Annotated in this window: 9 protein-coding genes; 8 read left to right on the top strand and 1 reads right to left on the bottom strand. The window is 36.5% G+C overall.

Annotation, left to right across the window (positions count from 1 at the left end; all coding sequences use genetic code 11):
* Positions 1-18 precede the first annotated feature (18 nt).
* Positions 19-675: a fructose-6-phosphate aldolase gene (gene fsa, locus ACNQGN_RS08905; protein WP_417987477.1), complete on the top strand. Its 657-nt coding sequence runs from the start codon at positions 19-21 to the stop codon at positions 673-675.
* Positions 676-927: 252 nt separating this feature from the next.
* On the opposite strand, the gene ACNQGN_RS08900 is transcribed toward fsa, so the two are convergent.
* The gene (locus ACNQGN_RS08900) at positions 928-1,617 is read right to left on the bottom strand and encodes an NUDIX hydrolase (RefSeq protein WP_417987476.1); all 690 of its coding nucleotides are present in this window, start codon (positions 1,615-1,617) and stop codon (positions 928-930) included.
* Positions 1,618-2,249: 632 nt separating this feature from the next.
* Between ACNQGN_RS08900 and ACNQGN_RS08895 the strand changes: the two genes are divergently transcribed.
* From ACNQGN_RS08895 to ACNQGN_RS08865, 7 genes are all read left to right on the top strand, one after another.
* Positions 2,250-5,291 carry a SusC/RagA family TonB-linked outer membrane protein gene (locus ACNQGN_RS08895; protein WP_417987475.1) on the top strand — a complete coding sequence of 1,014 codons (3,042 nt, stop codon included), beginning with the start codon at positions 2,250-2,252 and terminating at the stop codon, positions 5,289-5,291.
* Between the two features lie 28 nt (positions 5,292-5,319).
* Entirely contained in the window at positions 5,320-6,882 is a 1,563-nt protein-coding gene (locus tag ACNQGN_RS08890; RefSeq protein ID WP_417987474.1) for a RagB/SusD family nutrient uptake outer membrane protein, read from the top strand.
* Positions 6,883-6,957: 75 nt separating this feature from the next.
* Complete coding sequence (locus tag ACNQGN_RS08885; protein ID WP_417987473.1) at positions 6,958-8,496, top strand: alpha-N-arabinofuranosidase; 1,539 nt, start codon at positions 6,958-6,960, stop codon at positions 8,494-8,496.
* A gap of 12 nt (positions 8,497-8,508) precedes the next feature.
* Positions 8,509-10,122 (top strand): arabinan endo-1,5-alpha-L-arabinosidase, encoded by a 1,614-nt coding sequence (locus ACNQGN_RS08880; RefSeq protein WP_417987472.1) that lies wholly within the window; start codon positions 8,509-8,511, stop codon positions 10,120-10,122.
* Between the two features lie 91 nt (positions 10,123-10,213).
* On the top strand, positions 10,214-11,206 hold the full coding sequence (locus ACNQGN_RS08875) for a glycoside hydrolase family 43 protein (protein ID WP_417987471.1): 993 nt from the start codon (positions 10,214-10,216) through the stop codon (positions 11,204-11,206).
* Between the two features lie 12 nt (positions 11,207-11,218).
* Positions 11,219-12,211, top strand: coding sequence for an arabinan endo-1,5-alpha-L-arabinosidase (locus ACNQGN_RS08870; protein ID WP_417987470.1), 993 nt, complete (start codon positions 11,219-11,221; stop codon positions 12,209-12,211).
* A gap of 28 nt (positions 12,212-12,239) precedes the next feature.
* Positions 12,240-14,213, top strand: coding sequence for a glycoside hydrolase family 127 protein (locus ACNQGN_RS08865; RefSeq protein WP_417987469.1), 1,974 nt, complete (start codon positions 12,240-12,242; stop codon positions 14,211-14,213).
* Positions 14,214-14,259 lie beyond the last annotated feature (46 nt).

Genomic DNA, 14,259 nt, shown 5'->3' with positions numbered 1-14,259 from the left:
AAACTAAATAATTAAGACATGAAATTTTTTATCGATACAGCAAATTTAAAAGACATTAAAGAAGCCAATGATCTGGGAATCCTAGACGGAGTAACCACCAACCCGTCACTTATGGCGAAGGAGGGAATTACAGGAGCTGAAAATATCATTGCGCATTATGTAAAAATATGTGAATTGGTCGATGGCGATGTTAGTGCCGAAGTGATCTCAACTGATTTAGCCGGAATGATTGCTGAAGGAGAAAGATTAGCCGCTTTGCATCCTCAAATCGTAGTGAAAATTCCAATGATTAAAGAAGGAATAAAAGCAATAAAATACTTTTCGGATAAAGGAATAAAAACCAACTGTACTTTAGTATTTTCTGCAGGTCAAGCTTTACTCGCTGCAAAAGCCGGAGCCACTTATGTATCTCCTTTCATCGGAAGATTAGATGATATTTCTACTGATGGAATGGCATTAATTGCAGAAATCAAATTGATTTATGACAATTATGGCTATGAAACACAAATTTTGGCTGCATCAGTACGCCACGTAATGCATATTTTGAATTGTGCTAAAATTGGAGCCGATGTAATAACAGGTCCCTTAAGCGCTATTGAGGGATTACTAAAACACCCACTTACGGATAGTGGTTTAGCTACTTTCCTAGCAGATTATAACAAAGGGAATAGTTAAATACAAAACGTTTAATCATTTAAAACTGACCCCTAATTCTAATCATTTTTATAAAAAGACAGTTTTAATTCATTAGAAATAATTTAAAATCATGAACTTGTAGTAGTCCGGAGAATAGCATTATTTCTGCTCATTTTTTATTTATTACCAAAAAAGGAAGACTCTTTTTACAGAGACTTCCTTTTTTATTTATTGAAATTCTGAAACAATTTTGTCAATCCAAAACTGCTTTAAGATTGGAATTAAAACTGTTTATAAATTCAAAACAAAATCATTCAATAATTTTGCATCATATTTTTCTTTGTCAAACGTGTATAAATAGGACCCTTTTCTAGAAGACATCATGTCTTTCTCCTCTAATTTTACAAGGATATCCAACGAATTTATCTTACTGATAAAATTTCTCTTGTCCAGTTCTTTGCTTAAAATAGCTTCGTATAATTCCAGCAATTGACGCATGGTGAATTTTTCCGGCAAAAGCTCAAATCCGACAGGCTTCGTGGAGGTTCTGTAACGCAATCTTCTAATCGCGTGTTCTACCATGGAATCATGGTCAAAAATTAATTTAGGTGCCTGTGCAATACTAAACCATTGTGCATGATAATTTTGAGTCAATTCCGCATTATGATTTTCGATATTAATCAAAGCATAATAAGCAACGGAAATAGTTCTTTCAACAGGATCACGATTTATTTCACTATAAGTATACAATTGCTCCATATAAATCTCTTGAAGTCCCGTATAGTTATTAAGTATTCTAATGGCTGCACTATCCAGCACCTCATCTTTTCTTAGAAATCCTCCTATTAAAGACCACTTGCCCTTCTCAGGTTCGAAATCTCTTTTAATCAAAAGTATTTTTAATCCTTCCTCGTCAAATCCGAAAATGATACAATCTACCGCTAATAAAACCTTGTCAGCAGAACTATAACTATTTAACATACTAGCTTTTTTTAGGTAAATATATAAACTTCCTTTTAGGTTTCATAATTTATTAATGTGGTTTTTACACTAAATAAATCAAAAGATAAAAATAGCAAATCCAGATTTGTTCAAATAAACTGTGTGCATTTTTTAAAAAACAAATCATAGTGCTCCCGATTACTTCATAATTGATCCTAAACCAGAATTTGTCGTTAGAAAAAACAGATTAATAAATGGTCCTCTTGCTATTTTCAGACAATTAAGATGACTGTAGGGCGAGATATTGAGATGGCACTTTTGATTTTTTACATAAAGGATACGCTCTAAACAAGATTTTTTTCACAATAGTACTTTGATTTATAGGATCAAAAACAATTATTTTGATGTTTTTATCAAATATTTAACAACACTGTTTTTTTATAGGAATGTTTGTTTTTTTATTAAAAGTGTGCCTTTTACACAAATTAATTACAAAAACGAGCGTTTTTTTTTCAAAACCACAATTTTTAAATGTATTATCTACACTTAATTTGCGAGATGTATTTTTTTTTGCCACTTTTTTTATCAGATTAATTTGTTTTTGTAGATATATTTTAATTAAATTTACAAATGTAAAACACACACTTATAAATTAACCAAAACAAATCAGAATGAAAACAAACCAAAGATTATTTTTTTATTGCCATTTTTTATTGCCAAAAAAAGAATGGCTACTAGCACTGGTAGTTATGTTATTTTCTACCTATAATCTTTCTGCCCAGGAAGCTAGGGTTATTACGGGAATCGTTACATCAGCCAAAGACGCAATGTCTTTACCTGGAGTAAATGTCTCAATAAAAGGTACCACTACAGTAACAGTTACTGGCTTTGACGGAGCATATTCAATAAAAGCGGAACCAAAAGATGTTCTTGTTTTTTCTTACATAGGATTTGCAAATCAGGAAATTACCGTTGGCAACAAATCTCAAGTAAACACAGTATTAAATGATGATTTGAATAAACTCGACGAAGTAGTTGTTATTGGATACGGAACACAGAAAAAATCAGATCTTTCCGGATCTGTTGGTGTCGTAAACATGGAATCCGCAAAAAAAACAGTAACCTATGATGCAGCGAAAATGCTTCAGGGACAAGTAGCAGGTGTAACGGTGCAATCATCTGGTGAACCAGGCGGATTTGTAAACATCAAAATTAGAGGACTTAACTCGTTTAGCAACAACAACCCGCTTTTTGTAATTGACGGAATGATTGTAGATTCTCCATTTGATTTTGCTCCTGGAGATATAGAATCCATGCAAGTACTTAAAGACGCTTCGTCGGCAGCTATTTATGGTGTTCGTGGCGCTAATGGTGTTGTAATTATAACTACTAAAAAAGGAAAAAAGGGCAAACTAGATATTAAATACAAATCACTTGTCGGTTTTCAAAATGTATCCAGAAGATGGTCAGTAACCGACAGAGTAGGATATCAAACTATTACCAGTGCCGCAGAAAGGAATGCGGGATTAACTGTTGCTCCTGGAAATGACCCAACAAATCCAATGTATATCAATACTGTAGACACTAATTGGCAGGATGCCGCTTATGAAACCGGAATTATAGAAAACCACTCATTAGCGTTTAATGGTGGTGGTGAAGACTTGGCCTATAACATGAATATGGACTATTTCAAAAACAGCAGTTATATCAAATCTCCTCAGGATTATGAAAGATTGTCTATGAATTTGAATTTGAATGGTAAAAAAGGAAAATTCAAATACGGTACAAAGATAGGATTTACACAATCTGACAAAGAAAGCTTTAATAGTTACGTAGGAGAATCAGCAATTGCTGCTTTGATAGGTGCAATTCCTACGATGCCTGTATATGATGAAAATAGATTAGGAGGATACGGCGGTACCGACAACTTAACGCAAAGAGCAATATCACTTAACGTTATCGGGTTTAATAACTTAATAACAAACAGCGGAAAAAGAAACCGTTTCATTGGTAATATTTGGGGAGAATATGAAATCGTTAAAGGATTAAAATACAAAATAGACGCCAGTTTTGACAGATTAGACTATCAAAATAACAAATTTGTACCCCAAAGTGATTTAGGGTGGTATTATATTACTACAAAAGAAGAGGCTTCTCTAGACGTATCAACTGGTAACGAAACCAAAACTTTTTTTAACAATTTGCTAACCTATTCATTGGATATCAATAGACATAAATTTGATGCGCTAGCAGGATGGGTACAAGAAACCAAAGACTATTACAACCACTGGTCAAGAGGTGTAGGATATGATTTCGGTGAAATCAGCAAATTGCAATATGCTGATGACAACAGTACAGGTGAGTCAGAAACTGCAATTAGAGGCACTTCTTATATAAGCCGAATCAATTACTCTTTTGATGATCGTTATTTGTTTCAGGCAAACTTTAGACAAGACAAATCGTCTCTTTTTAGTGAAAATTACAACACAACTAATGCTTACTCTTTCTCAGGAGCCTGGAAAATAAGCAACGAAAAGTTCATTCACTTGCCAGAATGGATAAACACCATTAAACTTAGAGGTAGTTATGGTAAATTAGGAAACAACACAATTCCAGCGTATTTTTTTGCTACTACAATCAATAGTTTTGCAGGATACGATTTTAATAATCAGTTAGCTCCTGGTACAACTGTGGTGAGTTCTTTCGATCCAAATGTACGATGGGAAGATAATAAAACGACCGATGTAGCGCTTGAGCTTGGATTCTTTAATAATGATTTACAGTTTACTGCAGAATATTATGTTAAAAACTCCACGAATCTTTTAATTGGTGTTCCATTACCATTTTCAACGGGTGCCTTTCCGGCAAGTATCACAACAAATGCTGGTGCGATGCGAAATAAAGGTCTAGAGTTTTCAACAACATACAATAACAACCATAATGCTTTCAAATACAGCATATCTGCCAATTTAGGAACCTTGAAAAATGAAGTGTTACAAATTGGCATCAACGGAAATCCAATCTATGGTGCTGCTTCAAAAACAGAAGTAGGCAGGTCTATGGGTGAAATTTACGCTTACGAAACGGATGGTATTTTTCAAAATGCTGCTGAACTGGCTGCTGCTCCAACGCAAACTAATGCTGGAGTTGGGGATATTAAATTCAAAGACATTAATGGAGATGGTATGATCAGTGATCTTGACAGAACCTTTCAAGGTGTTACAATTCCTAAATACAGTTACGGTATGAACTTTAGTGGTTCTTATAAAAATTGGGATTTCTCTATGTTTTGGCAAGGAAGTGGCGGAAACAAAGTTTTTAACAGCGTATACCGTAATTTAATGGCTGCACAATATGGCAATCACAGTACTGATATGCTAAATTACTGGACACCTACAAATACAAATACAAATGTTCCGCGCCCAATTATTGGTGACCCTAATGCAAACGGAAGAGATTCTAACAGATTCATTGAAAATGGAGACTACGTAAAGCTGCAAACTATGGAAATTGGATATGAAATTCCAGTAGCTAAAAGTTTTATTCAAAAAGCAAAAGTGTATGTAAATGGGCAAAACCTCTTAACTATTAGTAAATATAATGGAGGTGATCCTGACTTTAATAGCAATGACGGATCGTTCTCTAGAGGATATGACGGAGGGTCATTCCCTAACCCTAGAACCATTTCTTTAGGCCTTGAAGTAAATTTTTAAATTAGCAAACCACTTAAAACGAATCAAAATGAAATATAAAATATTTAATTATATAGCTGGTTTATTTTCACTGGCAGTTGTAACAACAAGTTGTGTTGACAACGAAGATTTAATTCAACTTGACCCCAATAATGACGCCGTAGATTCATTTTGGAAAACAGATGAAGACGCTTTAAAAGGTGTGAACGCCGCTTATGGTAGTTTACTAACCGATGGTACTTATATGCGAAGTACTCCTTTATTATTAGATTTAAAAGGTGATGATACCAGAAGTAACAGTCCATGGGATGCTATGTATAACGTTGGACGTTTTAACTCAACTGTCTCAAATTCTGCTATTTATGGCTGGGCTTATGAAACTTATTACCAAGGTATTTACCGCAGTAATCAAGTTTTGACCAATACACCTGCTATCGACATGGCTGACACCGCTCTTAAAAACAGAATTCTAGGTCAGGCTTATTTTTTAAGAGGATTGTATTTATTTCATGCAGTCAACCTGTTTCAAAATGTACCGCTACCAACCGAAATTGCCGCTTTCTACCCACAAAAAACAAATGCAGAAGGTTGGGCACAAGTTATTGCAGATTTCAAAGCAGCTGCAGAATTGCTTCCTGCATCTTATGACAATGTTGCTGGTTTAGATGCGGGTCAAAAAGGACGCGCCACAAAAGGAGCGGCTTTAGGATATTTAGGGAAAGCGTACTTGTTTACTAAAGACTTTACAAATGCAAAAACTGCATTTAAACAAGTCATTGATTTGGGAGTTTATTCTTTAGTATCTAATTACCGTGATAACTTTACAGACACTAACGAAAACAATTCAGAATCACTATTCGAAGTACAGTTTAGCAGAAGTGCAGGTGGTGTTGATTTAGGTTGGGGTGGTGCTCCGGCTTCTGGTTGGGGAAAAACATCTGCAAGAGCAATTACTTATGGCCCTAGAGCTTTTGGATGGACTGATGTACAACCAACCTGGACATTATTTAATGAATTCCATGATGAAAAAACTACGGCGAATACAGTAGATCCACGTTTAGATGCCACTATGTTCTATAACAAACCTGGAGGAATGCAACTTTACGGACAAGATTTCGCTACTTTTTATGCAGGAAACCCAGGCGATTTAAATGATTTATTTTGTAGAAAATATGAAAATTCAGACGGAAATTACGCGAACGAATTCGATTGGCGTTCCGGCATAAACGAACGTTTATTACGTTATGCAGATATATTGCTTATGTATGCTGAATGTTTAAACGAAACTGGCGATACTCCAGGAGCTTATACTTACATCCAGATGGTTAGAAGTCGTGTGGGATTGCCTAATTTAAGTACCGCAAAACCAGGATTGACACAAGCTACTATGAGAGACCAAATTGGACACGAAAGATTCTTGGAATTCCCATTAGAAGGACACCGTTTCGATGACATTCGTCGTTGGGGTTGGTTGCAGGATCCAACAAAATTAGCATGGTTAAAATCAAGAGACGTTGAATTTAATTCCTATGCAACAGGAAGAGAATTTTTCCCAATACCACAATTAGAAATGGATAACAATCCAGGAACCATTCAAAACAGTGGTTATTAATATTAATTTGAATTAGTTAAAACTTTAATATCACATGGTAGCATTTACCATGTGATATTATAACTTAAAAACAATATGAAAAAAGCCATATTAATCTTATTTATTTTTACTCAAACTACTTTTGCACAAAAAGAAGCTACAGTACTTTCTATAAAAAGCGATGCAAACGCGCCTACTATCAATAAAAATATCTATGGACATTTTGCAGAGCACTTAGGACGATCCATCTACGGTGGCCTTTTCGTTGGGGATACATCAAAAATACCCAATACAAATGGAGTGCGTAATGATATTATTGATGCCCTTAAAAAATTAAAAATTCCTAATTTAAGATGGCCGGGCGGCTGTTTTGCGGATACTTATCACTGGAAAGACGGGATTGGTCCAAAAGAAAACAGACCAACAATAGTAAACCAGTGGTGGGGAGGAACTACGGAAGATAATAGTTTTGGTACACACGATTTTTTAAACTTGTGTGAATTACTTGAAACACAACCCTATCTATCCGGAAATGTAGGTAGTGGCACTGTCCAGGAACTTTCAGATTGGGTACAATACGCCAACTTTGGAGGTAAAAGCCCAATGAGTGATCTGCGTAAAAAAAATGGCAGAGTCGAACCCTGGAAAGTAAAAATGTGGGGAATTGGTAATGAAGCCTGGGGTTGTGGTGGTAATATGAAACCCGAATATTATGCTGGCGAATACCGAAAATATGCCACATTTATGTCTGATTGGGAAAACACAGGCGGTTTAATGCGTATTGCTTCTGGTGCAAGTGATGCCGACTACAATTGGACCGAAACATTGATGAAGAATATTCCGGCAAACATGTTGGGTGGTGTTGCCATGCATCATTATTCTGTAATTGAGTGGAATAAAAAAGGCGATGGCGTAGATTTTACCGAAGGACAGTATTTCACAACTATGAAAGAAGCCTTAAAAATGGATGAACTGGTTACTAAACATGGCGCCATTATGGACAAATATGACCCTGAGAAAAAAATTGCTTTAGTTGTAGATGAATGGGGCGGTTGGTACGATGTAGAGAAAGGAACTAATCCTGGATTTTTATACCAACAAAATACCATGAGAGATGCGGTCTTGGCTGGAGCAACGCTTAATATTTTTAACAACCATGCCAATAGGGTACGTATGGCTAATCTAGCACAATGTGTAAATGTTTTACAGGCAGTTATTCTTACAGATAAAGCTAAAATGATTTTAACGCCGACCTATCATGTAATGAAAATGTATAGTGAACATCAGGATGCTCAATTATTACCCCTTACATTTAATTCTCCTTTATATACATATAATGCCGAAACGCTTCCAGCATTATCAGCTTCGGCATCAAAAGATAAAAATGGATCAGTTCATATTTCATTAGTAAATATTGACTCTAAAAAAGAACACAAAATAGAAATTGACATAAAAGAGCTTGGAATTAAAACTGTTGTTGGAACTATTTTAGCATCGTCAAAATTACAAGACCACAATTCATTTGACAACCCGACAAACATCAAACCTGCTGTATTCAAAGGTTTTCAGACAAAAAAGGGTAAACTGGAAATAATAATACCTCCATTTTCTGTGGTAGTTTTAGAAGCCAAATAAAAGCATAAAAAGATGAAAAAGTTTCTTCCCATTTTGAATTTAAGGTCGTATCCAATAGTATTATTATTGGTAGTACTTTTTAGTAGTTGTTCTAGTGATGATCCTGCCTCGGGTCCGGACCCAGATCCAGTAGTTCCACCAGTAGTGGTCGTACCAAATACTTTCCCCGGACCTACTTACCCTGACAACTACACCTCTGTTGCATCTTGGGATAGCCGTTCTCAATGGAATCTGGCTAACGTACATGATCCTTCTGTTGAAAAATGTGGCGATTATTATTATATGTATCAAACGGATGCATCGTATGGAAATGCACATGACGGACACGGTCATTTCCCGTACAGACGTTCAAAAGATCTTGTAACTTGGGAATACATGGGTGCTGCAATGACACAGGCACCGGCATGGGTAAAAGATTCCCTAAACAACAAAAGAGCGCGTATGGTTCCGGCTTTACCTCCTCTAGCAAATCCGTCCTATGGCTATTGGGCGCCGTACATCAAAAAAGTCGGCAACAAATACCGTATGTATTATAGCATTGTGGTTACGGAGCCGATTATTGGTACCGACTATACTACCTCATGGTCAGAAAGGGCCTTTATTGGTCTTGCAGAATCTGATGATCTGGCAACTAATAATTGGACAGATAAAGGAATGGTAGTCTGTTCAGAACCGGACGGCGTAAAAAGTTATGTCAGAAATGGTGGTAATGACTGGGAAGCTTATTTCAAATTTAATGCTATCGACCCGACTTTTACCATTACTCCGGAAGGAGAACATTATTTAATTTACGGCTCTTGGCACTCCGGTATTGCAGCATTAAAATTAAATCCGACTACAGGTAAACCGGATCAATTAAAAACGCTAAGCGACTATGGAACCCGAATTGCAAAACGAGGAAACAGCCGCTGGCAATCGTCTGAAGGCCCTGAAATTATTTACAACGAAAACACCGGATACTACTATTTATTTCTAGCTTACGACGAGTTATCTGTCGCTTACAACACCCGAGTTGCCCGTTCTAAAAACATTATGGGTCCATACATTGGCATCAATGGCGGCGATGTCACTAATGGAGCAGAATGCTGGCCAATGCTGACACATCCCTACTCGTTTAACTATCATACCGGATGGGTTGGTTTTTCCCATTGCTCGATTTTTCAAAATCCAGACACCAAAGAATGGTTTTATGCTTCACAAGCCCGTTTACCAGAGGGTGTTCCGGGGATTAATGCATCAAATGCGCTAATGATGGGTCATGTTCGCGCCATTCAGTGGACTGAAGATGGATGGCCGGTTGTTTCACCTGAACGTTATGCTCAGGTACCAAAAACTTCTATGACAGAAGCTTCGTTTATAGGCACATGGGAACAAATCACAATGAATTATCAATACAAAACAATTCAAAAATCTGTTTCTATATTCCTGACTGCCGATAAAAAAGTGAGCGGTGGACTTACAGGAACCTGGTCGTATGACAGCACAAATGCTACCCTTACTGTAAATGGAAACAAATGTAAAGTAAGCGATGCCTGGGATTGGGAAGCCTCTCCTAGAAAAGTAACCTTGACGTATTCCGGATTCACAGCAAACGGGCAACCGGTTTGGGCAAAAAAAATAAATTAATTCTAAATTCAACTGCCTTTTTTAGTCACTAGAAAAGGCAGTTATTACCGATAAAATATTCTTTTTTATCTTTTTTACAGAAAAAAATAAAATGAAAAAAACACTTCTAATTGCATCCCTATTGGCACTTGTTTCCTCTTGTAAAACTATAAAAACAACTGAGGTTACCCCTACCCTTACTGAAAATGCAAATCAGGTTTCGACAATGAATAATCCCATTATCAAAGACAAATACACAGGAGATCCGGCAGCTTTAGTATACAAAGACAAGGTATATCTCTACGCTGGTCATGATGAGGCACCAAATGATTTCAATTTTTATAAAATGAATGAGTGGCTGGTGTATTCCTCCTCTGATATGGTGAATTGGCAAGAACATCCTGTACCACTGAAAGTTAGTGATTTTGCCTGGGCAAAATCTGATGCCTGGGCAGCTCAAGTCATCGAACGCAACGGAAAATTCTATTGGTACGTCACCGTTACACACGGAGCTATCAATGGAAAAGCAATAGGTGTAGCTGTTTCGGATAGTCCGACAGGTCCTTTTAAAGATGCCTTAGGAAAAGCAATCATTACCAATGACATGACTACACAAACCACTATTGATTGGGACGATATAGATCCATCGGTAATCATAGATGATGATGGTCAAGCCTATTTATTTTGGGGAAACACCGTTTGTCATTATGCAAAGCTGAAAGCAAATATGATTGAAATTGATGGTCCCATCCAAACCATTTCATTGCCTAATTTTACCGAAGCACCTTGGATCCATAAAAAAAAGGATTGGTACTATTTATCGTATGCCTATCAATTTCCTGAAAAAATTGCATACGCGATGAGTAAATCTCTTAAAGGTCCATGGGAATACAAAGGTATTTTGAATGAAATAGCCGCGAATTCAAATACCAACCATCAATCTATAATTGAGTTTAAAGGAAAAGATTATTTTATCTATCATAACGGGAGTATTCAACCTAACGGCGGCAGTTTTAGAAGATCCGTTTGCATAGATCGCCTCTACTACAACGAAGATGGAACTATAAAACGAATAATTATGACATCGGAAGGGATTCAAAAATAAAAAACAAACCACATGAAATTTCATAAAAACAGACAACCACTGTTCTTCTTTCTGCTGATTTTAATCACCTCAATATCTTGGTCGCAAGAGATTTCTGTTCATGACCCAGTAGTTATTAAACAAAAAGATACGTACTATTTATACTGTACAGGTAAAGGAATCAGTGTTTTTAGTTCTAAGGACTTGAAAAACTGGAATCAAGAACCGGCCATATTCAAAGAAAAGCCGGTTTGGGCAGATACTGTTGTTCCGGATTTCAACAATCACATATGGGCTCCAGATGTTTCCTTTCATAACAACCGCTATTATTTATATTATTCGGTTTCTGCATTCGCAAAAAACACTTCGGCGATAGCATTAGCTACTAATACTACATTAAATCCAAAAGATCCTGCCTACAAATGGATTGATCACGGAATTGTGATTCAATCAGTCCCAAATCGTGATATGTGGAATGCCATAGATCCCAATTTGACTTTTGATGAAAATAACATTCCATGGTTGGCTTTTGGTTCTTTTTGGAATGGTTTGAAAATGGTAAAATTAAATTCCGATTTAAAATCAGTGGCCGAGCCTCAAGAGTGGTCCACTATATCAAAACGCAAAAGAACCTTCGAATTAGCAGATACTGACCCAGGAGATGGCGCACTCGAAGCTCCATTTATATTTAAAAAGAATGGCTATTATTATCAATTCCTTTCTTGGGATTTATGTTGTCGAGGTGAAAAAAGCACTTATAAAGTAGTTGTAGGGAGATCCAAAAAAATTACTGGCCCTTATGTAGATAAAGACGGAAAATCATTAAACGAAGGTGGCGGAACATTACTGATACAGGGAAACGAAAATTGGTACGGGGCCGGACATAACAGCGCTTATACTTTTGATGGAAAAGACTATATGGTTTACCATGCTTATGATGCAAAACAAAGCGGAAGACCTGTTTTAAAAATAAAACAATTGCAATGGGATGCCGATTTATGGCCTGTCGTTGAACCACTGAACTAAAAATAAAAATCGATTAATAGCCGTTAAAATGATCTTCATCAAAAAAACAATACTGGCAGCTTCTCTATTAATAACCGTTTATGGACATAGCCAACAGCGTTCCAAAAAATCGGATTCGCCAAAAAAAACAGGTTATAGCATAGTACCCGTAAACATTCAAAATGTCAAGGTAACTGATGCCTTTTGGTTGCCTATCATCAAAAAAGTACAAGAAAAAACCATCGAATATGCGATTCATAAATGCCAAGAAGAAGGTCGTATGGATAATTTCTTAGTTGCAGGTGGCAAAATGGAAGGAACCGTAAAAGGCCAAATGCCATTTGACGATACGGACGTATATAAAATTATAGAAGGGGCTTCAAATACCTTAATCAGCGAACCCAATCCAAAACTGGAAATTCTATTAGACTCTCTGATTAGTATTGTGAAAATTGGTCAGGAAAAAGATGGTTATCTAACCACTTGGAGAACCATCAATCCAGCCAAGCCACCTGCCACCTGGGTACCTGTGGTAGAGGGAAAACGATGGGAATCTTTATTTATCAGCCATGAACTATACAATTCTGGTCACCTAATTGAAGCTGCTGTTGTGCATTACGAAGCTACCGGAAAGAAAAACTTCTTAGACATTGCCATCAAAAATGCGGATATGTTAGTGCGCACTTTTGGAGATAAACAAAACCAGGTTCATGGTGTTCCCGGGCATCAAATTGTAGAAACAGGTTTGGTAAAATTATACCAACTTACCAATAACAAAGCCTATTTAAACCTGGCAAAATACTTTTTGGACAACAGGGGAAATCCAAAAAACCATAAATTATACGGCGCTTATTCACAGGATGACATTCCTGTTGTTCAACAAAAAGAAGCTGTAGGTCATGCCGTACGAGCTGTTTATATGTATGCAGGCATGACGGATATTGCCGCTTTAGAAAATAATGCTGCCTACCTGAATGCAGTCAATAATTTGTGGAGTAATATGGTGAACAAAAAAACATACATCACAGGAGGTATCGGAGCTAAACACGATGGCGAAGCTTTTGGAGAAAATTATGAATTGCCAAATCTGACCGCATATAATGAAACCTGTGCGGCAATTGGAAACGTTTACTGGAACCACAGATTGCATAATTTATCTGGAAGTTCAGATTATTTTGATGTGATTGAACGCTCTTTATACAACGGATTAATTTCTGGATTATCATTAGACGGGAAAAAATTCTTTTATCCAAATGCTTTAGAATCCGATGGTGTTTATAAATTCAACCGAGGCGAATGTACCCGTCAATCCTGGTTTGATTGCTCTTGCTGTCCAACCAATTTAATTCGATTTATACCTTCGATTCCAGGTTTGATTTATTCAAAAAGTAAAGATGTGCTTTATGTTAATTTATATGCTTCCAATACAGCGAAAATAACATTGGATAAAACGGACTTAGAAATTTCACAAAAGACTAATTATCCGTGGGACGGAAAAGTTTCTCTCGCTGTCAATCCTAAAAAAGAAACCGAATTCACCTTAAAATTACGTATCCCAAGTTGGGCAAGGAATCAAGTTTTACCGGGCGATCTGTATCGCTATGCAACTACCTCAACTGTTAAAACAAAAGTTACTGTAAACGGAAAAGCAATTGCTTATCATGAAGAAAAAGGATACATCACCATCACAAAAAAATGGAAAAAAGGAGAAACAATTGTCCTTGATTTCCCAATGGAAGTAAAACAAGTGGTGACCAACGCTAAAGTAGAAGGTAACATTGGGAAAGTCGCATTAGAATATGGACCTATTGTATATGCGATTGAAGAAGCCGACAACGCTACTAATTTCGATGCCATAACTATCGGTGCAAACGATACTTTCAAAGTTAAAAAAGAAGACGGGCTTCTGGAGGGTGTAAATACGATTCAAACAGAAAAATTAAAAGCCATCCCCTATTATTCCTGGTCTAACAGGGGCGTTGGAAAAATGAAAGTATGGATTAAATATAATGACAAAAAATAACAAAGTCTAAACCTGTATGCCAACAAGCTTGGACTTTAAAACTCAA

This window comes from Flavobacterium rhamnosi (assembly GCF_048286515.1).
Lineage (GTDB): Bacteria > Bacteroidota > Bacteroidia > Flavobacteriales > Flavobacteriaceae > Flavobacterium.
The sequence above is the reverse complement of the archived record's forward strand: the minus strand, read 5'-3'. Positions and strand labels throughout refer to the sequence as shown.

Bases quoted from the DNA above. Each gene is read 5' to 3' on its own strand.
- fsa (WP_417987477.1), top strand. From the start codon at position 19: ATGAAATTTTTTATCGATACAGCAAATTTAAAAGACATTAAAGAAGCC.
- ACNQGN_RS08900 (WP_417987476.1), bottom strand. From the start codon at position 1,617: ATGTTAAATAGTTATAGTTCTGCTGACAAGGTTTTATTAGCGGTAGAT.
- ACNQGN_RS08895 (WP_417987475.1), top strand. From the start codon at position 2,250: ATGAAAACAAACCAAAGATTATTTTTTTATTGCCATTTTTTATTGCCA.
- ACNQGN_RS08890 (WP_417987474.1), top strand. From the start codon at position 5,320: ATGAAATATAAAATATTTAATTATATAGCTGGTTTATTTTCACTGGCA.
- ACNQGN_RS08885 (WP_417987473.1), top strand. From the start codon at position 6,958: ATGAAAAAAGCCATATTAATCTTATTTATTTTTACTCAAACTACTTTT.
- ACNQGN_RS08880 (WP_417987472.1), top strand. From the start codon at position 8,509: ATGAAAAAGTTTCTTCCCATTTTGAATTTAAGGTCGTATCCAATAGTA.
- ACNQGN_RS08875 (WP_417987471.1), top strand. From the start codon at position 10,214: ATGAAAAAAACACTTCTAATTGCATCCCTATTGGCACTTGTTTCCTCT.
- ACNQGN_RS08870 (WP_417987470.1), top strand. From the start codon at position 11,219: ATGAAATTTCATAAAAACAGACAACCACTGTTCTTCTTTCTGCTGATT.
- ACNQGN_RS08865 (WP_417987469.1), top strand. From the start codon at position 12,240: ATGATCTTCATCAAAAAAACAATACTGGCAGCTTCTCTATTAATAACC.